General features: G+C 63.8%; 24 protein-coding genes and 1 tRNA gene. 17 read left to right on the top strand and 8 right to left on the bottom strand.

Annotated elements, in window-relative coordinates:
* The first annotated feature begins 1 nt into the window (after position 1).
* From FAX90_RS05990 to FAX90_RS05980, 3 genes are read left to right on the top strand one after another with little or no spacing between them, the layout of a single operon-like run.
* Positions 2–982 carry a type II secretion system F family protein gene (locus tag FAX90_RS05990; RefSeq protein WP_144096367.1) on the top strand — a complete coding sequence of 327 codons (981 nt, stop codon included), beginning with the start codon at positions 2–4 and terminating at the stop codon, positions 980–982.
* A 28-nt stretch (positions 983–1,010) separates the two neighbouring features.
* Positions 1,011–1,748 (top strand): tetratricopeptide repeat protein, encoded by a 738-nt coding sequence (locus tag FAX90_RS05985; protein ID WP_144096366.1) that lies wholly within the window; start codon positions 1,011–1,013, stop codon positions 1,746–1,748.
* Positions 1,749–1,776: 28 nt separating this feature from the next.
* Positions 1,777–2,253: an A24 family peptidase gene (locus FAX90_RS05980; RefSeq protein WP_144096365.1), complete on the top strand. Its 477-nt coding sequence runs from the start codon at positions 1,777–1,779 to the stop codon at positions 2,251–2,253.
* 10 nt (positions 2,254–2,263) lie between these two features.
* Here the strand turns inward: FAX90_RS05980 and FAX90_RS05975 are convergent, their stop codons facing one another.
* On the bottom strand, positions 2,264–2,674 hold the full coding sequence (locus FAX90_RS05975) for a response regulator transcription factor (RefSeq protein ID WP_240704752.1): 411 nt from the start codon (positions 2,672–2,674) through the stop codon (positions 2,264–2,266).
* 56 nt (positions 2,675–2,730) lie between these two features.
* Between FAX90_RS05975 and FAX90_RS05970 the strand changes: the two genes are divergently transcribed.
* The 6 genes from FAX90_RS05970 to FAX90_RS05945 all read left to right on the top strand — a co-directional run bounded on the left by FAX90_RS05970 (position 2,731) and on the right by FAX90_RS05945 (position 9,662).
* Positions 2,731–3,525: a TonB family protein gene (locus FAX90_RS05970; protein ID WP_205700623.1), complete on the top strand. Its 795-nt coding sequence runs from the start codon at positions 2,731–2,733 to the stop codon at positions 3,523–3,525.
* 188 nt (positions 3,526–3,713) lie between these two features.
* Positions 3,714–6,077 (top strand): glycosyltransferase family 4 protein, encoded by a 2,364-nt coding sequence (locus FAX90_RS05965; RefSeq protein ID WP_144096362.1) that lies wholly within the window; start codon positions 3,714–3,716, stop codon positions 6,075–6,077.
* Positions 6,078–6,102: 25 nt separating this feature from the next.
* Positions 6,103–7,335, top strand: coding sequence for a glycoside hydrolase family 130 protein (locus FAX90_RS05960; protein ID WP_240704751.1), 1,233 nt, complete (start codon positions 6,103–6,105; stop codon positions 7,333–7,335).
* Positions 7,336–7,339: 4 nt separating this feature from the next.
* Positions 7,340–8,377: a mannose-1-phosphate guanylyltransferase gene (locus FAX90_RS05955; RefSeq protein ID WP_144096360.1), complete on the top strand. Its 1,038-nt coding sequence runs from the start codon at positions 7,340–7,342 to the stop codon at positions 8,375–8,377.
* Entirely contained in the window at positions 8,374–9,180 is an 807-nt protein-coding gene (locus FAX90_RS05950) for a class I mannose-6-phosphate isomerase (RefSeq protein ID WP_144096359.1), read from the top strand. The genes FAX90_RS05955 and FAX90_RS05950 overlap by 4 nt, the downstream gene beginning before the upstream one ends.
* Before the next feature lie 41 nt (positions 9,181–9,221).
* Entirely contained in the window at positions 9,222–9,662 is a 441-nt protein-coding gene (locus tag FAX90_RS05945; protein ID WP_144096358.1) for a DUF2721 domain-containing protein, read from the top strand.
* On the opposite strand, the gene FAX90_RS05940 is transcribed toward FAX90_RS05945, so the two are convergent.
* From FAX90_RS05940 to FAX90_RS05925, 4 genes are all read right to left on the bottom strand, one after another.
* Positions 9,659–9,955 (bottom strand): polyhydroxyalkanoic acid system family protein, encoded by a 297-nt coding sequence (locus tag FAX90_RS05940; RefSeq protein WP_144096357.1) that lies wholly within the window; start codon positions 9,953–9,955, stop codon positions 9,659–9,661. The two genes, FAX90_RS05945 and FAX90_RS05940, sit on opposite strands and share 4 nt — an antisense overlap.
* Before the next feature lies 1 nt (position 9,956).
* The gene (locus FAX90_RS05935) at positions 9,957–10,802 is read right to left on the bottom strand and encodes a hypothetical protein (RefSeq protein ID WP_205700622.1); all 846 of its coding nucleotides are present in this window, start codon (positions 10,800–10,802) and stop codon (positions 9,957–9,959) included.
* A gap of 11 nt (positions 10,803–10,813) precedes the next feature.
* Entirely contained in the window at positions 10,814–12,025 is a 1,212-nt protein-coding gene (locus FAX90_RS05930) for a toxic anion resistance protein (protein ID WP_240704750.1), read from the bottom strand.
* 107 nt (positions 12,026–12,132) lie between these two features.
* Complete coding sequence (locus FAX90_RS05925) at positions 12,133–13,251, bottom strand: transporter substrate-binding domain-containing protein (RefSeq protein ID WP_240704749.1); 1,119 nt, start codon at positions 13,249–13,251, stop codon at positions 12,133–12,135.
* 124 nt (positions 13,252–13,375) lie between these two features.
* On the opposite strand from FAX90_RS05925, the gene FAX90_RS05920 reads away from it, so the two are divergent.
* A complete protein-coding gene (locus FAX90_RS05920) occupies positions 13,376–13,507 on the top strand; it encodes an entericidin A/B family lipoprotein (RefSeq protein WP_144096356.1) in 132 nt (43 codons plus the stop codon).
* A 43-nt stretch (positions 13,508–13,550) separates the two neighbouring features.
* Here the strand turns inward: FAX90_RS05920 and FAX90_RS05915 are convergent, their stop codons facing one another.
* Positions 13,551–15,419: a glycoside hydrolase family 15 protein gene (locus FAX90_RS05915; RefSeq protein ID WP_144096355.1), complete on the bottom strand. Its 1,869-nt coding sequence runs from the start codon at positions 15,417–15,419 to the stop codon at positions 13,551–13,553.
* 153 nt (positions 15,420–15,572) lie between these two features.
* On the opposite strand from FAX90_RS05915, the gene FAX90_RS05910 reads away from it, so the two are divergent.
* Together FAX90_RS05910 and FAX90_RS05905 are read left to right on the top strand one after the other, a co-directional pair.
* The gene (locus FAX90_RS05910; protein ID WP_144096354.1) at positions 15,573–17,144 is read left to right on the top strand and encodes a DUF389 domain-containing protein; all 1,572 of its coding nucleotides are present in this window, start codon (positions 15,573–15,575) and stop codon (positions 17,142–17,144) included.
* A gap of 2 nt (positions 17,145–17,146) precedes the next feature.
* Complete coding sequence (locus FAX90_RS05905) at positions 17,147–17,542, top strand: MAPEG family protein (RefSeq protein ID WP_144096353.1); 396 nt, start codon at positions 17,147–17,149, stop codon at positions 17,540–17,542.
* 91 nt (positions 17,543–17,633) lie between these two features.
* Here the strand turns inward: FAX90_RS05905 and FAX90_RS05900 are convergent, their stop codons facing one another.
* Positions 17,634–19,403, bottom strand: coding sequence for a fatty acyl-AMP ligase (locus FAX90_RS05900; RefSeq protein ID WP_144096352.1), 1,770 nt, complete (start codon positions 19,401–19,403; stop codon positions 17,634–17,636).
* 154 nt (positions 19,404–19,557) lie between these two features.
* On the opposite strand from FAX90_RS05900, the gene FAX90_RS05895 reads away from it, so the two are divergent.
* From FAX90_RS05895 to FAX90_RS05880, 4 genes are all read left to right on the top strand, one after another.
* Complete coding sequence (locus tag FAX90_RS05895) at positions 19,558–20,169, top strand: regulatory protein RecX (protein WP_240704748.1); 612 nt, start codon at positions 19,558–19,560, stop codon at positions 20,167–20,169.
* Between the two features lie 2 nt (positions 20,170–20,171).
* A complete protein-coding gene (locus FAX90_RS05890; protein WP_240704747.1) occupies positions 20,172–20,687 on the top strand; it encodes a DUF192 domain-containing protein in 516 nt (171 codons plus the stop codon).
* A gap of 74 nt (positions 20,688–20,761) precedes the next feature.
* Positions 20,762–21,160: an NADH:ubiquinone oxidoreductase subunit NDUFA12 gene (locus tag FAX90_RS05885; RefSeq protein ID WP_144096351.1), complete on the top strand. Its 399-nt coding sequence runs from the start codon at positions 20,762–20,764 to the stop codon at positions 21,158–21,160.
* Positions 21,157–21,732 carry a DUF2155 domain-containing protein gene (locus tag FAX90_RS05880; protein WP_240704746.1) on the top strand — a complete coding sequence of 192 codons (576 nt, stop codon included), beginning with the start codon at positions 21,157–21,159 and terminating at the stop codon, positions 21,730–21,732. The genes FAX90_RS05885 and FAX90_RS05880 overlap by 4 nt, the downstream gene beginning before the upstream one ends.
* On the opposite strand, the gene aat is transcribed toward FAX90_RS05880, so the two are convergent.
* Entirely contained in the window at positions 21,639–22,364 is a 726-nt protein-coding gene (gene aat / locus FAX90_RS05875) for a leucyl/phenylalanyl-tRNA--protein transferase (protein WP_205700621.1), read from the bottom strand. The two genes, FAX90_RS05880 and aat, sit on opposite strands and share 94 nt — an antisense overlap.
* A gap of 110 nt (positions 22,365–22,474) precedes the next feature.
* Here aat and FAX90_RS05870 point away from each other — a divergent pair.
* Positions 22,475–22,550, top strand: a tRNA-Trp gene (locus FAX90_RS05870).
* Positions 22,551–22,635 lie beyond the last annotated feature (85 nt).

Genomic DNA, 22,635 nt, shown 5'->3' with positions numbered 1-22,635 from the left:
GATGCTTGATCTCGTTCTCCAGAACCAAGCGACACGCATTGCCACGCTGATCGGCATTTTCATCGTCGTCGTCGGTATCGCGCTGGTCGTGATCAACGTGATGAACCGCCGGGCGCAGATTCGCGCCGGACTGCAGCAGATCGCCGCCCCGACGAATGCGGGTGGCGAGATGTCGGCGGCCAGCCTGCGGCAGCGTGACAACCAGGGCGCATGGGCCCGCCTTGCCGACATGGTGGAGCGGACCGGCCTCGACCTGACCGACACCAAGAGCGAGCGCCTTCGCGACAAGTTGATCGCAGCGGGCTATACCCATCCCTCCGCGCCGCGCATCTTCACGATGGCGCGCATCGGCGCGATGGCGTTCTTTCCGCTGATGTACGTTATCCTGATGTACGGATATTCCGAAGAACCGCCGGGTTTCTTCACGATCTACATCGGCGCGTCGCTGCTGGGCCTGCTGGGGCTCTATTTCCCGAACCTTTTCGTTCAGGCAAAGGCCGATCGCCGCAAGGAAGAGATCGTCAACGGCTTTCCGGACTGCCTCGATCTCCTGCTCGTTTGCGTCGAGGCAGGCCTCGGTATCGAGGCTGCGATGGACCGTGTCGGCCGCGAAATGGTGCACTCGCACCCGCTGGTGGCACAATTGCTTTCCATCGCGGTGCTGCGCCTGCGCGCCGGTGCCAGCCGCGAGGAGGCTTTCCGCCGCCTGGCCGACATGGCCCGCGTCGACGAAATCCGGTCGTTCACGACACTCCTGATCCAGTCGGACAAGCTGGGCACCAGCATGTCGTCCACGCTGCGTGTCTATGCCTCTGAAATGCGTGAAAAGCGCCGTATGCGGGCCGAGGAAAAGGCCCACCGTCTGCCGGTTCTCATTTCGATACCACTTGTGGTATGCATGTTGCCGACAATGATCGGGGTTCTCATGCTCCCGGCATCCATCCGCGTCGTTCGGGACATCTTCCCGATGATGTCGCGATAACAGGTTCGTGGTTCCAAAGGGGGGAAACATGCGGAAGATTGCAAACGTCGCCGGTCTCGTGCTGGTCGCTGCAACGCTCGGTGGCTGCCAGTCGGTCTTTGGCTCGAACAGTGCCGCTGTCGATCCGGCATCGATCGACATGGGCGACTACTTCGAAAGCCGCCTCGCCATGGGGAAAGTCCACCTGGAGGCGAACCGTCCCGCACGGGCGGTCACCGCTTTCCGCCAGGCATCGTACGATCCGCGCTACGCGGCAGAGGCGTTCAACGGCATGGCGATCGCATATGACCGCATCGGCAGGCCCGATCTGGCGCAGCGTTATTTCGCGCGTGCCGTTGCCGCCGCGCCGCAGGACGAACGCTTTGCCCGCAACCTTGCCCGTCTCGAAGGACGCGGACCGGTGATGGCGCCGGTCTATCCCGAACTGGAACCCATCGAACTGGCCGTTCGCGAAGCGCCCCAGCCGCAGTTGCACGGCCCTGTCACGGTCGAAACCCGTCCCGTCAACGTGTCGGGCGCGGTCACCGTGGAAAGCCGCCAGCCAACGCGCGTTGCCCGTGTGGCGAAGGGGCAGGTCACCGTGGGCAAGCAGGTCGAACCGGTCGTGCGCATGGCACTGTCGGAAGTGGACTCGCCCGTTCGCGTGGAAACAAAACGTTCCGCCCGGCAGGTTACGCGGCAGGTCCACCGCAGCAGAATGGCTCGCAAGGCTTCCTATCCGATCCGCATCGTCCTGAACGATACGGGTTCGGACAGGCGGAATTGATCCCCCAACAATCCAGGAATAACCCCGCGTGAATACGGCTGCTGTCGCGCTTGCCGCGATCTTTACTCTCTTTGCTCTTGTCGGGGCGGTTTCAGACATCCGCACGCGGCGCATTCCCAACTGGCTCAACGCCGCGATGCTGGTCGCCGGTCTTGTCCTGGTGACCGCGCTTAACGGGTGGCAACTGGGCCTGTCGTCACTCGGCCATTTCGCGGGCGCGCTGGTCGTTGCCATGATCATCTTTGCGATGAAGCTGTGGGGCGGCGGCGATGCGAAATTCTATGCCGCCAGCGCGGCCTGGTTTCCCATTTCGGAGGCGCTTGGCTTGTTCGTGTCGATCGCCCTGGCCGGTCTGGTCGTGGCGATCGTCTGGCTCATCATTTTCAAGGTGACAAAGCGCAAGATCTCCAAGGGCGACAAGGTCATGCCCTATGGCGTCGCGATTGCGGCGGGCGGTATCATCATGCAGCTTTCCAATCCGGCGGTGGGCCTGCTGCCCTATTGATCGCCGCTGTTTAGTGGAGGCTCTGGCGCACGGCGCCATCCTCTGAGACATGCCGCTTCCTTTCCAGCAAGCCTTCGATCCTGAGCGCCAGGTCCTCGGGCGAAAAAGGCTTTGTCATGTAATCGGTCGCACCTGCGCGCAGGGCGGCCAGGACATCGGTCTGGCTGCGCCGTGACGTCATCATGACGACGGGCACGTGGCACCGCTGCGGATGGCTTTTCAATTCGACCAGCGTTTCCATTCCCGAACGGATCGGCATCATCCAGTCGAGCAGGATCGCATCGGGCAAACGCTGCGCCACACAGCGCAGCGCCTCTTCCCCGTCTTCGACCACCATTACTTCATGCCCGACGGTCGCCAACCGGTGCCGCACCATTTCTGCAAGAATCTCGTCGTCGTCCGCCACGAGGATATAGGCCATGATTACCTCCGTCTGTTTCCAGCCATGATAGGGCGGGCGCGGGCGAAGCGGTCGGCTTGCGGGAACGGGGCGGGGGCGGCATACGTTTCACCGCCATGGACCAGGCCCCGCAAGGCACATTCTCTCGCCGTGAAAGCATCATCAGTCGCGCACGCTCCCGCCTGACCGGGCGCAAGCTGGCGACCGTGATTGTCGTGGGCCTGATCCACGTCGCGGTCATTTTCGGCCTGCTGCGAGCATTCGATATCGACATCGTGCCCGAGGCGGTGAAATCGGTCACGTCGTTTTCGATCCCGTTTCAGAGCGAGCCGGAAGAACCGCCAAAGAAAGTGGAAGAGATAGAGCCCGAGGGCGCGTCCGGCGAAGAAGCTGCCGAGGCCACTCCCAAGGAAGTCAGCGCTCCGCCGGCACGTATTCCCAAGAAAGAGGACCCACCAGTCCCGCCCGTCTCCTCAACCGGCGACCAGACCCGGTCGGGCGCGGCCGAGGACGGCACCGGCACGGGCGGCGGAGGACCGGGTGTCGGCACCGGCAGCGGCGGCGAGGGCACAGGTTCGGGCGGCGTGCCTTTCGCGCGCCATGCCGAAAAGATCGCGGGCGAAATCCGCGCCAAGGATTATCCGCGCAGCAGCGCGCAGGACCGCGACGGAGCCTATGTGATCGTGCATTTCACGGTGACCCCCGAAGGCCGCACCCGCGATTGCCGCGTCCGCCGGTCGAGCGGAAATTCCGAGGTCGATCGCATTACCTGTCAGCTGGTGCTGGAGCGTTTCCGCTATCGCCCGGCGATTGACGGTGACGGCAACCCGACCAGCGAAAAAGTCGGCTGGAAACAATGGTGGTGGCAGTAAGATCGGCCATCCCGCCGCACTTGCGAGATTATTTCGCAAGTGCAAATTAACATTTCTTCCAATAGCCTTGCCCGTGTTATCCTCGTTACGAGTCGTCGTGACCGAGCCGACAATTTTGCATCTGCGAAGGAACTGTCGGTCCACTCGGGGGTTTCCTTCCGGTACACCCCGATAACGCGAGGAAGCCCATGCCGGATGATCGCAGCCCGCTCGAAAGCGTTCTTGCCGAAACTGTCGGGGCCGGCCAAGCCGACGTTGTCACATTGTTTCCCGGACAGACTTCCGATCACGTCACAGGCCGCGTCGCCGTGGTCGGCACTTATGTTCCGCGCAAGTGCGGCATCGCGACATTCACGTCCGATCTGGTCGAACAGCTTGGCCATCATCATGGCGAACTGGCGGTCGATGTCCACGCACTGGTCGATGCCGGCGACCCCCTCGAATACGAAGGCGTTGCCCGCGAGATCGTGCAAGACGATGCGGACGACTATCGCCGCGCGGCACAGGCCATCAACGACAGCGGCGCCGATGTCGTCTGGCTTCAGCACGAATACGGCATCTTCGGCGGCGAATGCGGCGAAATGGTCTGCGATTTCGTCGATCGCATCGCGGCCCCGATCATCCTGACGCTCCACACTGTCCTGGCCGAACCCGGTGACAAACAGCGTGAGATACTGGCCCACCTGCTGTCGCGTGCGGCGCGGGTCATGGTCATGTCTCACCATTCCGCCGACCTGCTGGCCCGCCTGTACGGTATCGGGCGGGAACGGCTGACGGTCATTCCCCATGGCGCGCCGGACCGTCCCTTCGGGCGGCAGGACCGGTTCAAGGCGCAGCTTGGCCTTGGCGAGCGGCCCGTCCTGATGACGTTCGGCCTGCTCGGCCCCGGCAAGGGGATCGAAACGGTGATCGAGGCCCTGCCTGCGATTGCCGAACGCCATCCCGACGTCCTCTATCGCATCGTCGGCGCGACGCATCCCAATCTCGTTGCCGAACACGGCGAAAGCTACCGCGAAGGGTTGCAGGGTCTGGCGGCCCGGCTTGGCGTTGCCGACATGATCGAATGGGTGGATCGTTATCTCGACACGCCCGAGTTGCTCGACCAGCTCGAGGCGTGCGATATCTATCTCACGCCCTACCCAAACCTTCAGCAATCGACGTCGGGCACGCTCAGCTATGCGGTCGCGCTGGGCAAGGCAGTGGTTTCCACGCCCTATATCCACGCGTCCGAACTGCTTTCCGATGGGGTTGGACACTTGTTCGAACCCGGATCGTCGCAGGCGGTGGCAGAGGCGGTGAACGGCCTTCTCGACCGGCCCGAGGCCTTGGCCGCGATGCAGCGCCGCGCTTATGACAAGGGGCGTGAAACGATCTGGCCCCGGTTTGCCGATGCCGCCGCTTCGCTGGTCGAAAAGTGCCTTGGCGATCGGCGCCCCGCCGCTTCGCGCCTGTTCGCAGTGCCCGGCATGGGCGGCGTAACCGCGATGTGCGACGATGTCGGCATGATGCAGCACGCGATCGGCACCATACCCGATCGCAGCCACGGCTATTGCCTCGATGACAATGCTCGCGCGCTGATGTTGATGAACGTGACCGGCCGGATGGAAGCGCGCGAGGCGGACCGTTATGCTGCCATGTTCGCCTCCTTCGTCCAGCACGCCTTCGATCCGGCACAAGGCCGCTTTCGTAATTTCATGGCCTATGACCGAACCTGGTCCGAGGACTGCGGCTCCGACGATTCCAATGGGCGCGCGATCTGGGCCCTGGGCCACACCGCATCGCGCGGACGGACCGAGGACATGCGCTGGTGGGCTCGCGGGCTGTTCGATGCGGCGCTGGCCGGTTTCGCCGATATCGATTCCCCCCGTGCGGTCGCCTTTGCCATGCTGGGCGCGGTTGGCCGGCTGGAAGGCGAAAAGGACCACGCCGGTGCTCGCGCCCTGCTGCAGCGGGGCGGAACCATGCTGCACAGCCTGCTGGACGAATCGCGCCGCCCCGACTGGGCCTGGTTCGAATGCGTTCTGGGATATGACAATCCGCGCCTCTCTCAGGCCCTGATAGAGGCGGGCCGACTGCTCGACCGCCCCGAATGGCTGGCTTCTGGCCTGTCGTCGCTGCGCTGGATCGCGCAGCAGCAGACTTCGGCACAGGGCAACTTCCGCGCGGTCGGTTCGGACAGTTTCCATCAGCCGCACGAGGTCCTGCCTTTCGATCAGCAGCCGCTTGAGGCACAGGCCGCGGTCGACGCGGCGAAGACCGCGTTTCGCGCGACGCAGGACCGGTTCTGGTACGATCACGCCACGACCGCATACCGCTGGTTCCTGGGCGACAACGATCGCAACGTCGTCCTTGCCGACATTGCCTCTGGCCGCTGCCGCGACGGGATCACTCCGCGCGGGGCGAACCGCAATTGCGGGGCGGAATCGATTTTGGCATTTCAGCTTGCCCACTACGCCGTGGTAGCGCTGGCAAATGTGCAGCGAGCCGATTCGTCCGGAGAAGTCATTGAGAACCAGCGATTACCCCGACAGCCCGCTACACATTTCAGATGAGCGGCTGCATGCGGACCCTTCGCGGGTGGTCCTTCGCCCGTTCCATCTTGGCTGGCAGGCACGGACGGCGGACGGAAATCGCGCCGCCAGGCTGATCGAGGATATCGCCGGACTTACCGAAGAGCAGGCGGCCATCGAATATCGCCGGGTGCAGCAGGATTTCGCCGAACGCCACTGGCAGACGGAGAACATGTTTCTCGAACGTTATACCGAGGTCGAGGACGTGCTCGGCTTCGACGGTTCGCGCTTTTCCGAAATGCGGCGCAAGCTGATCGGCAGCTATTTCTGCCACGAATATACTTATGCCGCCGCGGCCCTGATGAACCCGTCGATCGTCCCGCATCCTGACCAGTCGGGCATGTCGGACGGAGCCTGCCGCTTCGTCATGTCGCTGCGCGCGGTAGGGGAAGGGCACATCTCTTCGATCGCCTTTCGCGAGGGTATCTTCGAACCCGGCGGCGAATTCGATCTCTGGCCGCAATCGAGCTTTGCGACCGCCGCCGACAGCGCGATTGCCGAAGTCGCGGGCGATACGGCGGTCACCGTCTATCGCAACGCCGATTCCAGCCTGTCGAACACCGTGATCTTTCCGGTGACCGAACAGCAGGCCGGCGGGCTGGAAGACTTGCGCCTCGTCCGTTTCGACCATGGCGGCGGCGATTACGAATGGATCGGGACCTACACGGCCTATTCCGGCCGTTCGATCCGGTCAGAACTCATGCGCACGCGCGACTTCAAGAGCTTCACGCTTGAGGCAATTCAGGGGAAGGCAGGGCGCAATAAGGGTATGGCCCTGTTCCCTGAAAAGATCGGCGGGCAGTACGTCATGGTCGGGCGGCAGGACGGGAAGAACCTGTTCCTGCTGCGCTCCGACGACTTGTCGTGCTGGGACGACGAGGGCGAACTTCTGATGGGGCCGAAATATCCCTGGGAATTCATCCAGATCGGCAATTGCGGCAGCCCGATCCTTACCGATCACGGCTGGCTCCTGTTCACGCATGGCGTCGGCGCGATGCGCAAATATGCACTGGGCTGCGCGCTGCTGGACCGGGACGATCCGTCGAAAGTTCTGGCCCGCAGCAAGGCGCCCGTCCTTACCGCCGAAGATGACGACCGGTCGGGTTATGTCCCTAATGTGGTCTATACGTGCGGTGCCCTGAAAATGGGTGAGAATATCTTGGTGCCCTATGGGATTTCCGATAGTGCGGTCGGCTTCGCAACGTCTACGGTCGGCGAAATAATGAAGATTATGGAGTAGGATAGTGGCATCGCATTTGGTCCCCGTAGTCCTTTGTGGCGGAAGCGGGACCCGTCTCTGGCCCAGATCGCGGGCTTCGCGGCCAAAGCCCTTCATCCCGCTGGTGGATGAAGAGCCGTTGTTCGTTTCTACCCTCAAACGATGCGCCGATCCGGACATGTTCGGCCCACCCGTCGTCGTCACCGGCACCGCGCACCTAGCCCATGTCGAGGCGCAGCTGGAGGCAGCCGACGGCACCGTCATCGTCGAACCCATGGCCCGCAATACCGCCGCCGCCATTGCCCTGGCCGCGTGCAGGCTGGACGAAGATGACGTGATGCTGGTGTGCCCCAGCGATCATCACATTGCCGATTGCGCGGCCTTCAACACGGCCGCCGCGCGCGCGGCCGAACTGGCGGGCGAAGGTTGGCTGGTCGCGTTCGGTATCACGCCGGACGCGCCCGAAACCGGCTTTGGCTATCTGAAACAGGGGGACGCGCTAGGCGTCAGCGCATGGCGCATCGAACGTTTCGTCGAAAAGCCCGATCGCGCCCGCGCGGAAGCCTTTTTGGCCGAGGGCGGGTATAGCTGGAACGGAGGGATCTTCGCCTTTCGCGCGGGCACGTTCATGGACGAACTGGCCGCATACCGTCCCAACATCGCGCAAAAGGCGCGGTTGGCGGTGAGCGCGGGGCACGTCGATGGTCGCCGCTTCTATCCAGAGGCCAAGGCCTTCGCCGAGATCGAGAGCGAAAGCGTCGACTACGCCGTCATGGAAAACACGGAAAAGGCAGCGATGGTGCCTGTCGCAATGGGCTGGTCCGACATCGGCAACTGGCAGGCGCTGCGCGAGGCGAGGGCCTGCGATGATGACGGAAACGTCGTTAAGGGGCGGGTCGAACTGGTCGATTGCCACAATGTCATGGTCGATAGCGACGGTCCGCGCGTATCGGTCATCGGGCTTCAGGACGTGATCGTCGTGGTCGACGGGGATGACATACTCGTTACCACCGCGGATGGGGCGCAAAAGGTCGGCAAACTGTCGGGTGCGTGTTCGCAATGAGCATGGTTCTGCCAACGATCTCGGTCGAAAAGCCCTGGGGCAAGGACACGCTCCCTGCGCCGTTCACCGCGCCAGAGGGGCAGCGGATCGGCGAAATCTGGTTTGAACCGCCAGAGGCGCTGCCCGAGCTGCTCGTCAAATATATCTTCACCAGCGAGAAGCTGTCGGTGCAGGTTCACCCCGACGACGATCAGTCCGAAGCGGCGGGCATGGGCCGGCAGGGCAAGTCCGAATGCTGGTACGTCATCGATGCCGAACCGGGGGCGACGCTCGGTGTCGGGTTTGCAAGGGACCTCGATCCCGAAACGATGCGCGCCGCATCGCTCGACGGGTCGATCGAGGACTTGCTCGTCTGGCACGAGGTGAAGGCGGGCGACTTCTTCTACATCCCGGCCAATACGGTCCACGCCATCGGTGCAGGCGTCAGCCTGATCGAGGTGCAGCAGAACAGCGACATTACCTACCGCCTCTATGACTATGGTCGCCCGCGCGAACTGCATCTTGAAGAAGGCATGGCGGTCGCCAGGGGCGAGCCTTACGACATGTCGCTTCACCGGGTCGTCCCCGAAAGCGGGACCTTGCGGCTGGTCGAAGGGCCGTTCTTCCTGCTCGACAGGGTGGAAGGTCCGGTGGAACCTGCCATCGGAGGCGATTATCCCGGCGCACTGCTGGTCATCCCGCGCAGCGAGGGTGTGTCGATCGCGGGCAGGCCGGTTGCCGTCGGCGAATGTGCGCTGGCCGACGACATCCACTGCGTCGAAATCGCACAAGACGCGACGGCTCTGCTGACGAGGGCCTGTTGATCCGTCTTTTCGCGGGGCGCGGGCGCGGTTAGAAGAGCCGCATGATCGTACAGACCATCCAACTCGCGCTCGCGCCGGTGTTCGTGCTCGTCGCCATCGGCAACATTCTCAACATGATGGCGTCGCGGCTGTCGCGCGTTGTCGACCGGACCCGCGAAATGCAGGTCGCGTTCCGCGAATCAGAGGGCGAGGCCCATGACGCCAGCGTACGCGAACTGCGCATGCTGGCCCGCCGCACCACCCTGATCGGGCGTGCGCAGCTGTCGATGGTGCTCAGCGCGATTACGATCGGGATTACCGTCGTGCTGATCTTTTCGAACCAGTTCCTGCACGCGGCGACCGAACCGGCGGTTGCGATCTCCTTTGCCTCGGCCATCGCATTCCTGCTGGGTGGCCTCGTCCTGTTCCTGATGGAAACGCGGGTCGCCTCGGAACAGCTACGCGTCCCGCTGGCCTACCTCGAACTGGACCGCGACCTTTAGCTCAGCAGCTTGCGACCCTTCTGTTCGATTGCGCCGGAAATCATCGGCTCGACGAAGGACAGCGCAGGCGGCAGGTCGATCGTGAAGACGACGGCCGCGTCCTCGATATCGACGTTGCCGGTCAGTTCCTGGCCCATGGCGCGGATGGTCATGACCATGCGATCTTCGCTGGCCCAGCTGGTCTCGATATCGGCCATGCCGCCCGGCACGAAGCCGGAAATCGAATCCTGTTTGTCGTTGAGGCGACGGCGCACCTCCGCCTTGGGGAGGGAGTGCGGCACGGCTACGCGCATGTCAGTTTTCCTTGGATGAAGATTCAGGTGCAAGCGGGTCTGTTTCGCCCAGCGCCTTTGGCGCGGGGCTGACCGGTGGCAGCGCCGGATCGGGCGCGCCGGGTGGGGGCAGGGCGGCCGTTTCGTCCATCGCGCTGCCATATTTGTAGTCGAGATAGCGGGTCCGCACGGCCAGGGCATCGAGATCGCCTTCGGCCAGCTGGCGCGTCACGGTGTCGATCTCGCGGCTGATGCTCTCAAGGCTCTCGGTAACTTGCCGGTCGGGCGTGCTGCCCGCGCTTTCCGTTGAGCGCAAGTGGCGCGGTATCCTGGTATAACTGGACACGACCTCTGGCAGGTCGCGCGTGACGAGATTGCGGACCGAAACGGCGGCGGGGGTGTTTTCGTCCAGACCCTGAAGCTGCACGCCCAATCCGTCGAGTTGAACGCCGATCTGGTCGACCAGCGTCACGGCGGGCGCGGGCAGGGCGGGGCGCTGGTGTTCCAGCCACAGTTCGGTCTTCGCCACGTTCTGCTGAAGATCGCCGCGCGACAGCGTTGCCGCCTTGGGCACCTTGATCCGGGGAAACTTCGACAGGACGAAGACGGCGATGACCGCCAGCAGGACGGTGATGAACAGTCCTTCGAAACCCAGCGCACTGATGAACAGGCCGAAGCCCATCGCCGCGATCACGATGGCGGCCAGCGCGAAGAAGATCCGCTTGAACTTCTTTGCCGCATGCTCCCGCTTCAGCCGCGCGGAACCGGCGCCGATGGACCCGCGGTGATAGCCGCCGGTGCGGTTCACCGCGAGGCTGGTGCGGGCCCCGTCCATGATGCGGGATGTATCGTGCGTGCTGTCGGCCATGGGTCGCGCGTTCAGCTATCCAGGCTCAGCAGCGGGTTGTTCTGCGTATCGATCTGGGCCTTGGACGCCCCTTCGGCGCGGGCGATGTAGCCGCGCGACCGTTCGACCTCGTCAGACAGGGTGTCGACCGTCTGTTTCATCGAATCGAGCGCCTTCAGCTTGAACGTGTCGATCGTGTCCATCGTGTCGTAGATGTTCTGGAAGGCGCGCTGCAGCGTTTCCAGCGGGATCGTGCTGGATGCGGCCTGTTCGTGAATCTTGCCGGTCTGGTCGCGCAGCAGCGTGCTGGTGGAATCGATGATCCCCGCCGTCGTGTCGTTGAGCGCGGTGATCTGGCCCAGGACCAGCCTCTGGTTGGTCATCGCCTGCGCCACGGTGACCGCGGTGCGCAGGGCCGACACGGTCGTCGTGCTGGCGCGGTCCACGCCCTTCACCAGTTCGACGTTGTTCTTCTTCACCAGGTCGAGCGCGAGGTAGCCCTGAACGCTGACCGCCATTTGCGTCAGCAGGTCCTGCGTGCGCTGACGCGTGTAGAACAGTGCGGATTCGCGGATCGCCTTGGCTTTGGCGGGATCGGTCGCATCAAGGTCGTTCGCCGCGTCCTCAAGCTTGCCGTCGAGCGTCTTGGAGATGTGGATCATCTGCTCAAGCTTGCCCATCGCGTCCCACAGCTTCTGCCGTTCGACGTCGATGGCGGCATTGTCCATCAACAGTTCGTCCTTGCCGCTGGCAAGACGGGCCAGGATCGCCTGAATGTGGCCCTGCGCGCTGGTATAGCTGTCGAAATAGCCTTTCAGCTTGTTGCCGAACGGGATGATGCCGAACAGCTTGCGCCCCGTCAGCTTGCCCTTGCGGCCGGGGTCCAGATCCTCGACCGTCTGGCGTAATTCGGTCAGGTCCGCGCCGATGCCGGTGTCGGCATCCATCGCGCGAACCGGGCGGTCCAGGAAACGGTTCGACATCGACGATGCCGCCATGATTTCCTTGCGGCCCATGTTGGTCAGCTGGTCGACCTTTTTGCCGAATTCGGGCGAATTGGCATCCTGCGCGATCAGGTCCGTGACGAAAAGGTCGACCTTCGCCTCCAGCTTGGACCTCGTCTCTTCCTCGACCGGGACCAGCCCTGCGGCCTTTTCGGGCTTCACGTCGGGAACGGGGCTGGGTGCCTCCAGCGAGAGTTCGGTTGCGGTCGCAGTTGCGGTCGGCTGTTCTGCCATGGTCATCCCGTAATTGAAGAGCGCACAGGCCCCAGTGGTTCAGTAACTGTATTAGCTATGTAAGACACGTATTTCAAGGACTGCCGAACGCATCCCTCAGGCGGCCCGTCCCGTCATTCGGTCGGCCCCAGTTGCCGCGTGATATGAGCCAGCCAGTCGTCGCTTTCGATATGACGCAGAAGCGCGATGTTCACGTCTTCGCGCAGGGGGCTGTCTTCGGGGAGGGCGATGCCATAGTCCTGCCGCCCGAACGAACCGGGCAGGACCCGCAAGTCGCCAAGCTCACCGCGCCCCACGGAATAGCGCAGCAGGGGGTCGTCATGCACGAAAGCGTCGATCTCTCCTGCGCCCAATGCCGCCAGCCCGTCGGAAACCTTGGAAAAACCGGTCGATCTGATCCCGTCGCGGGCCAGCCACTCCTCTCCTGCCGAATCCGAAATCGTGCCCACGCGCACACCGTTGAGGTCGCCCGGCCCGGTGACCGCGCCTTCCAGCCGGTCGGCCGTCAGCGACGATGCGATCATGCCGGTGATGGTGGAAATGATCAGCAGGGCGGTGAACATCCAGATCAGCGCGACGATCTTGCCCGCCGGGGTGCGCGGCGCCTTGTCGCCGTAACCCACCGTCGTCATCGTCACCGCAGCGAACCAGAAACCCGACCCGATACCTTTTGCATCGCTGGCGAATTCATCCGAATTGCGCTTGCGCTCTGCCAGCCAGAACAGCACGCCGACTACGGTCAGCATCGCGACCAGAACGGCAAGCGTCTTCATGAAATCCCACGAAAAGAACTTGCCAATCAGCGAGAAGTAGGACGCCGGTTCCTTGCGCACGGCAATGCCGAAGCCGGTGGCGTAGAAGGGGTGGCTGAAATCGACATCCTCTTCGCGGGCCTGCGTGATGGTGAGCGCACCGACGCTGGCATCGTATTCGCCGCTGGCGACGCCGCCGATCATGTCGGGCAGGTCGGTTTCGACCAGAGTGTAATCATATCCGTTTTCTTCGGCCACCGCGCGCCACAGTTCGATGGCGAGCCCTTGCCAGCGGCCGTCGTCGTCCTTCATCGCGAAAGGGGGTGCCTCACGCGTGGCGATGCGCATTTCCGCGCCGTCCTGTGCCGCCGCGGTCGCGGGGACAAGCAGGGCGAGGCAGAACAGCAGCAAGGGGCAGGCAAGCAGCGTGGCAAGAATTGCGGGCGGTTTGCGGCCATGAGGGCTCGTCATGCGATCCATCGGGCGATCATGCCGCAAACCGAAGGGGTTGCAACCCCGGCGGTTCATCTGTGGGCAATCGATATTCCCTGAAAGGGATGGCTCGCCTATTATGGGCCACCATTTCATCAAGAGAACACGAACCATGATCCGCAAAATCGTCCAGGGCGCTGCGCTCGTCTCCATCGTCATGGGCCTTGCCGCCTGCAATACCGTGAAGGGCCTTGGCGAGGATATCAGTTCGGTCGGCCGCGCCGGCGAAGAAGCCATCAACTGATCGAGCAAGGGGCGGGACGGTTTCCCGGCCCGCCCCGCACGCCCTAGCGGTATTCGTTCCAGCTTTTGGTCAGCATGACCGCGCAGTTGATGATCCCTACCAGCGAATAGGTCTGGGGGTAGTTGCCCCATAGTTCGAGTGAGGCGGGATCGATGTCCTCGCTCAACATGCCTGCGCCGGTCCGGCGGTCCAGCATGACTTCGAACAGGCGTCGCGCCTCTTCGGCCTGACCGGTCAGCGACAGCGCCTCTATCAGCCAGAAGGTCGCGACGTTGAACGCGGTATGCGGCACGCCGAAGTCGTCCTTGCTGTCGTAACGCAGCATGTGGTCGCCCCGCCGCAGCGATTTCTCCACGACTTTCAGGGTTGAGTGGATTTTTGGATCGTCCTTGGCGATGAAGCGAAGGTCGAGCAGCTGGATGATCGAGGCATCGCGCATCTTGCCGCCGAAGGTCGAGGAAATCAGGCCCTCTTCCTCGTTCCAGCTCTTTTCCATGATCTCTTCGCGCAGGCGCGCGGCGTTTTCGCGCCAGTATGCCTCGCGGTCCTTGAGCTCCAGTTCCTGTGCCGCATGGGCCAGCCGGTCGCAGGCGGCCCAGCACATGGCGGCCGAGTATGTGTGCACGTGGCTGGAATTGCGCAGTTCCCAAAGCCCCGCGTCAGGTTGATCCCAGACGGACAGCGCGCGTTCGCCCACCTTTTCCAGCTGCCGGAAATCTTCCACCCCGCTCATGCGCAGCAGGCGGCGGTCGGCAAAGGCCTGGGCGCTTGACAGGACGATCTGGCCATAGGCGTCATGCTGGATCTGGAACCAGGCCGCATTGCCGATGCGCACCGGCCCCATGCCGCGATACCCGGCAAGATGCTCGGCCTCTCCCTCGGGCAGTTCGGGATTGCCGCGCACGTCGAACATCGGGTGAATGTGACCGCCGTTGGCATTGTCGACGATGTTGCGCAGGAAACCCAGATAGCTTTCCAGCACGTCGAGCGCGCCGATCCGGTTCAGCGCCTGCACCGTGTAATAGGAATCGCGGATCCAGCAGTAGCGATAGTCCCAGTTCCGCCCGGAATCCGCGTGTTCGGGAATAGAGGTGGTCAGCGCCGCGACAATCGCGCCGGTATCTTCGTGCTGGCACAGTTTCAGCCCGATCGCGGCGCGGATGACGGCGTCCTGCCATTCGAACGGAATGGCAAGCCCGCGCACCCAGTGGCGCCATTCCTTGGCCGTGCGGGACAGCATGTCGCCAATGCCGCTTTCAAGGCTGGTCGAGAAGCTTTCGTCCGGCCCGAAGAAGAAATGCAGCTGGCGTTCGACGCGAAAGGCGGTTTCCTGCTGGACCAGCCCGATGGGCGCATCGGTCGTCAGGCGCATGGCCATGGCCGGGATCTTGAAGGTTATGTGGCTGGACCCGAAGCTGCGTTCGGGCATTTGCGCGCCATATTCGGCCGCCGGGCGCAGCGCCATGCGAATGCGCGGGCTGCCGCTGACGGGGCGGACCACGCGCACGAAGGCGACGGGGCGATAGATGCGGCCCTTGTCGCGATAACGCGGACAGAAATCGAGCACTTCGAGCGCGTTGCCGTGATCGTCGGCGTATGTTGTCTTCAGGATCGGCGTGTTGCGGATGTATTCCTGCGAAACGACGCCGCCGCCTTCCATGTCGATGGACCAGAAACCGATCGCCTCGTCCTTGGAACGGCCGTTGTCGAGCAGCGAACAGAACACCGGATCGCCATCGACGCGCGGGATGCAGGCCCAGGTGAAAGTCCCGTGCCGGTCGACCAGTGCCGATGCCTGGCAATTGCCGATGGGCCACAATTCGAGATTGGCATAGTCGCCAAGATGCGCGGGATGTTCGGCGGTCCGGCGATCGGCGGCGGGGCTCTGGCCCTCGTGATTCGGCTGTGTCATCCGGTCCGAGTTTAGGAACAAGGTCGCCGCTGTGAAGGGCGGGGCGCGAAATTTTTTGCATTGCACAACGATCGCCCGTTCTCGACAGCAGCCCTGCGTCCGCTATGACGGCGGGATGACGAGCGAGGATGGAGCCCGCCGCGGGGAAGACCGATGGTAGAACAATCAGACGCGGTGCGCCGCGCCAGGACCAGCTTTACCGGCGTGCTGCTGTCGCTCAGGCTGTGGTGGCGGCATTCGGTCGTGAACACGGTCGACCAAAGTTCCGTCATCGAGAATCGCCGCGAAGAGGCGGTCATCTCGGCCCGCTACATGTTCATGCTGGCCATGTCGGCGGGTATCGCGGTGCTGGGCCTGCTCCTGTCGTCGCCTGCCGTCGTTATCGGCGCCATGCTTCTCTCGCCGCTCATGGGGCCGATCATCGGCCTCGGCTTTGCACTGGCGACGGGGGACTATGCCTGGATGCGCAAGTCGCTGCGCGCGCTTGCCATCGGTACGGTGCTGGCCGTGCTGTTCACCGCGCTGATCGTCGCGATCTCGCCGCTGCAGACCGTGACGCCCGAAATCGCGGCACGCACGCGGCCCAACCTGTTCGACCTGTTCATCGCGTTCTTTTCCGCACTTGCCGGTGCCTATGCGATGATCCGCGGGCGCGAGGGTACGGTCGTCGGCGTTGCCATCGCGACCGCGTTGATGCCGCCTCTGGCCGTGGTGGGCTTTGGCCTTGCCACGCTCAACTGGACGGTCTTTTCGGGCGCGCTGCTGCTTTACGTCACCAACCTGATCACCATCGCGCTGACCGCCATGATGATGGCGCGGCTTTATGGGTTTCACACGCAGCTTTCGGACAAGCAGACGCGGCTGCAGGACGTCCTTGTCGTCATCGCCTTTGCCGGGCTTGCCGTGCCGCTGGGCCTGTCGCTGGTGTCCATCGCGAGGGAATCGAACGCCCAGCGCCTGGCCAACAGCGCCATTCTGGACAGCTTTCCCGGCAAGGCCCGCGTTTCGCAGATCGACATCGATTTCGATGCCGACCCCATCTCGGTCAACGCCACGGTGCTGACGCCCGAACTGCGTTCCGGGGCCGAAGAAGCGGTGTCCCGCCGGCTTTCGCGCATCATGGAAGCGCCGGTCGCCCTGACACTGGACCAGTTCGAGGTGGGGACCAGCGCGTCTGCCGCCGAACAGGCCGAATTGAGCGCCGCGCGGGCAAGGGAGCAGGCGGCGAACGACCGCGAGGTTCGCGATCTTGTCGGAAGGCTCGCGCTTATCGCCGGAGTGCGCGAGGCCGACGTCTTCGTCGACCGGGAGGCGCGCCGCGCGCAAGTGACGGCAGCCCCGTTGCCCGGCGCGAAGCTGGCGACTTACGCCGCGCTGGAGACGCGCATCGCGCAAAGTGTGCCGCGCTGGCAGGTCACGCTCCTGCCCCCGGCTGGGCCGCTGCCTGACGTGCGGACCCAGGCGCCACCTGCGGCGGAGGATGGAACCGTGCCTGACGGCCGCGTGCTGACGACAGAGGGGCAAGTGGCCGTGGACCTGATCGCCTGGTCGGCACAGCGCATCAACGCGCCGGTCCGCCTGATCGGTACGGCAGCGGATATCGCGCCCGTGCGAAAGGCGCTGGAGGAAAAGCAGGTGCCGATCATAGTCGAGGATACGCGCGGGACGAACGGCCTCGTCCGGACCGCCTGGGCTACGCCCGACACGCTTTCGAGAGAGGAATGATGATGGCTATTGAAATCAGGATACTGGTCTATGCGGCGATCCTGCTGCTGGTGCACATCTTTACGGCCGTCCATTTCAAGACGAAGCAATACGGGACGAAATGGAACACCGGCGCGCGGGACGAGGACATGCCCCCGCTCAATCCCGTACCGGCCCGGCTGGAAAGGGCGCGCGACAATTTTCAGGAAACGCTGCCGATCGCGATCATCGGTCTTCTGGGCGTTGTGGCCGCGGGCAAGACCAGCGACATGACCGCGCTGGGCGGTTGGATCTGGCTGGGCGCGCGGATCGTCTACCTGCCGCTTTACTGGGCGGGCATTCCGGTCGTCAGGACGATCGTATTCCTGATCAGCGTGGTCGGGCTGATCATGGTGCTTTGGCCCCTTCTCTGGGGCTGATGGAGCATATCAGCGGCTTGGAAGCGGAATGAGGCGGCCCTACGTGGGGCCGCCCCTCCTCTCCAACCGATAAGGTTCAGGCGATCAACTCTCAGGCGGCGAGCTGGTAAGGCTCGATCTCGCCGGACAGGTAAAGCTTCTTGGCCTTGGCGCGGCTCAGCTTGCCCGATGACGTGCGGGGCAGCGTGCGCGGCGGGACGAGTTCGACGACGCAGTTCATGCCGGTAATCGAACGCACCTTGTCGCGGATCTGGTCGTGCAGCTTCACACGCTCGACCGGATCGGAGATGCGGCAGTGGACAAGGACGGCGGGTACTTCCTCGCCGTTTTCGGCCTGTACCGCGAATGCGGCGATGTCGCCCTGATGGAAGCCCGGCAGCTGTTCCACGGCCCATTCGATATCCTGGGGCCAGTGGTTCTTGCCGTTGATGATGATCATGTCCTTGGCGCGGCCGACGATGAACAGGTAACCGTCCACCATGTAACCCATGTCGCCGGTATCCAGCCACGGGCCGTTGTCGTCCTCGCTCGGGAACAGGCACGCCTCGGTCGCTTCGGGATCGCGGAAATAGGAGTGCATGACGCTGGGCCCGCGGCACCAGACCTTGCCGATGCGGTGATCGGCCAGTTCGCGGCCATCCTCGCCCCGGATCACGACTTCCATGTCCTTCACGGCCTTGCCGCAATTGACGATGGCGCGATAACGGGCCGGGCGCGAAAGATCGCGCGGAGTGCCGGAAAGACGCTCTTCCTCGACCAGTTCGACACGGATGCCTTCGCCCGGCGGCATGATCGTCACGGCCAGCGTCGCTTCGGCAAGGCCGTAGCTGGGCGTGAAGGCATTGGCCTTGAAACCGGCCTCGGCAAAGGCGTCGACGAAGCCTTGCATCACGTCGGGACGGATCATGTCCGCGCCGTTGCCCGCAAGCCGCCAGCGCGACAGGTCGAACCGTTCGGCAACGTTCGACTGGCTGGAAATGCGGCGGGCGCAGATGTCGTATCCGAAGGTCGGCGAGTACGAGATGGAATCGCCTTCGTTGCGGCTGATAAGGTCCAGCCACGCCAGCGGGCGGCGGGCGAAATCCTCTGTCTTCAGGTAATCGCCCGAAACCTGGTTCGCGATGAGCGAGAGGAAACAGCCGACCAAGCCCATGTCGTGATACCACGGCAGCCACGATATGCAGCGGTCGTTTTCGGCAAGACACATGCCGTGCGAGTGGCTGGCAAGGTTCGACAACAGCGCGCGGTGCGTGACGGCAACGCCGTGCGGGAAACGGGTCGAGCCGGAGGAATACTGCAGATAACAGATGTCATCGGGCTTCAAGATCGGCAGCGCGACTTCGGGTGCCTCACGCTCCGCAAAGGAATTCCAGTCGATGCCCTGGCAACCCTGACGCTCGGCCGCGGCCTCGGTCATGGCGGCGATTTCGGCGGGGTAGAACAGGACCGTGGGGTCGCTGGACTGAAGCTGGACCGACAACTGGTCGATATAGCTTTCCTTGCCCCCGAAGCTGGTCGGCAGGGGCAGGGGGACCGGCCAGGCCCCGGCATAGACTGCGCCGCAGAACAGGGCCGCGAATTCGGTGCCGGTTTCAGCGATCAGCGCAACGCGGTCGCCCGGCTTGATCCCGGCGGCGACCAGCCTGCGGGCCATCGCCAGCGAATCTTCGCGCAGTTCGGAATAGGGATAGACCCGGGTCAGCTTGCCGCGCGGATCGTGGAAATTCAGGCCGCGATTGCCCTTCGCCGCGTAATCGATCGCGTCGGCAAAGGTGTCGAAGTCTGCCAAACGGCGCGCAAGCGTATCCGCGTTCGGCGTGGGAACGAGGGTCGTGTCAGCCGTGGGGGCGGTCTGAGTCATCAAAACTTAGCTTTCCCGTCCAATTGCAAATCCGGCCGCTCTAGCCTGTCGCCCGATGAATACGGCATGAAATTCGCTCCCCCCGGTGCAAGAGCCGTTTTTACTGTTACATCCACCGCTTGCGACCCGTGAGGCCGTTTCCATTGTTACGAGAGTGTGGCACGAATATGGCGCGATGGATCGAAGCGAGGGCGAATATCCCCGGAAAAGCCGGGCTGCAAGGGTAAGAAAGCCTTTGACCCCGGCGGCGCTCGACGAACTGGCCGTCGCCTATGTCGCCCGCTTTGCGACTTCGGCGAAGGCGCTTGAACGATATTGCCGGCGAAAATTGCGCGAACGCGGTTGGGAAGGGCAGGACGAGGGCGCGGCCCCGCCGGACGTCGCCGCGCTCGTCTCCCGCTTCGTGGAAAAGCGTTATGTCGACGACGGAGAATATGCCCGCGTGAAGACCGGAAGCCTGCTGCGACGTGGTTATGGCGCAAGGCGCGTCGGCGCGGCGCTGGACCAGGCCGGCATCGCGGGCGAGGACCGGCACGAAATCGCGGAAGGCGAAAAGCGTCACGCCGCCTTGCGCATGGCCGAAAAACGCCGCTTCGGCCCGTTCGGCGCGCAAGGGGCACCGGCGGACGACAGGGCCGTGCGCGAAAAGCAGGTGGCGGCAATGATCCGAGCTGGTCACGCGCTGGACGCGGCGCGCGAATTGGTGGATGCGCCGGATCAGGACACGGCCCGCGACTGGGCCCATGCTCTCGACGAAGAGGAATAGAGATGAAATCGATACTGGCACCTGTGCTGCTGGCCCTGATGGCAGCAGGCGGTTGCACCCCTGCGGCACAGCAGCCCGAAGGCGCGGCGAGCGAGAAGAGCGTTGCACGCCACCTCGTATCGGGTCTTGCCATCGTGCCGGTGACGCTGACCATCGACGGAAAGACGCACGAGATCGCCGCCGAATATGCCGGAACCCCCCAGGAACGCGGCCGCGGCCTGATGTTCCGCACCGAACTGGGCGCGGACGAGGGGATGATTTTCGATTTCTCGACCACCGACTCGCAGCCGAGCCGTCAGGGCTTCTGGATGAAGAACACGGTCATCCCGCTCGACATCATCTTCATCAAGGCCGACGGCACAGTGGATTCGATCGGCGCCGAAGCGCAGCCCTACGACCTCAATTCGGTGCGTTCGGTCGGGCCGGTCATGTACGTGCTGGAACTGGCCGGGGGCCGCGCCGCGCAGCTGGGTCTGGAGCCGGGGGACCGGGTCACTTTCACCGCTCCGGCGGGATAAGGGCGCGGATTGCCGCGTGGGGTTGCGTCTTGCAGTTGCGCGCCCGCGCGCTTGCGGCTAATCGCTCCTGCATCATGAGCATCCTCGGCAAGATCTTCACCTGGTGGAACGGTGCCACCATTACGACCATGATGAACACGAGCCGCCATGGCGAGCACGTGGGCACTGACGCGCAGGGGAACAAGTATTACCGCGCGAAGAAGCTGAATGCGCAAGGGCGCGAACGCCGCTGGGTGATCTACGACGGCGCCAACGACGCCAGCCGCGTTCCGGCCGAATGGCACGGATGGCTGCACGGGTCCTTCGATTCGGTTCCCGAATCGCACTTGCCCCCGCCGCGCATTTTCGAGGTTGATTATACCCCCAACGCCACCGGCACCGCGGGCGCCTATCGCCCTGCGGGCGCGCTTGAAAAAGGCGGCGTGCGTGCGCGTGCGACCGGCGATTACGAAGCGTGGTCGCCCGACCAGTGAGCCGACGCGCCCTGCAGGCCGCGACCCTCGCGCTGGGCGCGGCGCTGATGCTGACCGCCTGCGGCGACGAACCGTCCGAAGAGGGCGGCACCCCCGCGGTCCAGACGGAAGAACCGATCGCGACGCCCGCGGCCAACGAAACTCATTCCGCGACCGAGGAACAGGCACCCGACGGCACTTTGCCCGAAGGCACGCCGATGGAAGAACGTGTCGCGACGCTGGGCCTGCTCAACAAGCGTAACAACCTGACGCAGGACATCGTCCTGAAACCGGGTGAGGAACGGCGCGTCGACGATGTGCTGATTCGCCTGAAGACCTGCGAACGCCGCCCGCCTTGGGACAACGAGCCGGAAGAAGGCGCTTTCGTGCAGGTCTTCACCACCGACGATCGCCAGGACGACAATCCGGACTGGAAACGCGTATTTTCGGGCTGGTTGTTCCTCAACAGCCCGTCACTCAACGTGATGGAGCATCCGATCTACGACGTGTGGATCAAGGACTGCGCAATGACCTTCCCCGGCGAGGAAGAGGCCGCGGCCAGCGCCTCGAACGCTTCGGGCAGCGGAACGTAAGGCGCGAAATCTGCGGGGCGGCAGGCCTGCTCCACCTTTTCCAGATAGGCCGACTGCGGCATGGCCAACGCGCCCATGGAGGCAAGGTGCGCGGTCATGAACTGACAGTCGAGCAGTTCCATCCGCGCCTCCTTCATCGCAGCGACCAGCCAGCACAGCGCGATCTTCGATGCGTTGGACACGCGGCTGAACATCGATTCGCCGCAGAACACGCGTTGGAACGCGACGCCGTAAAGCCCACCGACCAGCCGTTCGCCGTCCCACACTTCGACCGAATGGGCATGGCCCAGCCGGTGCAGCAGGGTATAGCTGGCCACGATCCGGTCGCTGATCCAGCTTTCGCCTTCCTCCCCGTCCTCGTCCGGGCGGGGGGCCGCACATTCGGCCATGACTTGCCCGAAGGCGCGGTTGCAGGTGACGGTGAAGCGGCCGCGCTTCAGCTCTTTGGCCAGCGACCGCGACACTTGCAGGCCGCCTAGCGGGATGATCGCGCGTTCGCGCGGTTCGATCCACATGATTTCCGGATCGTCGCGGCTTTCGGCCATCGGGAAGATGCCGCTGCGATAGGCGAGCAGAAGCAGGTCTGGCGCGATCACCGCATGGGACTTGTCGGGAGGAGCGCCGGTCGACATCGGGCGGCATCATGGCGCGCGTTCGGGGGCTTGTCACGCCGGGCGACCAATTTCCTTGCAAGAGGCGCTTGTCAGCCGCTGCGAAGGGCGATAGAGGCCGCTCCACCCGCAGGAGTGTAGCTCAGTTGGTAGAGCATCGGTCTCCAAAACCGAGGGCCGCGGGTTCGAATCCTGCCACTCCTGCCACTTTCCTTTCAGATTGATGCGACAACGCCCCTGCCGATGCGCAGAAGGGCGCGCAAGCCTGTCCCCGCCCTTCTTTCAGGGACCT

Source organism: Croceicoccus sediminis, from assembly GCF_007570835.1.
GTDB classification, from domain to species: domain Bacteria; phylum Pseudomonadota; class Alphaproteobacteria; order Sphingomonadales; family Sphingomonadaceae; genus Croceicoccus; species Croceicoccus sediminis.
The sequence above is the reverse complement of the archived record's forward strand: the minus strand, read 5'-3'. Positions and strand labels throughout refer to the sequence as shown.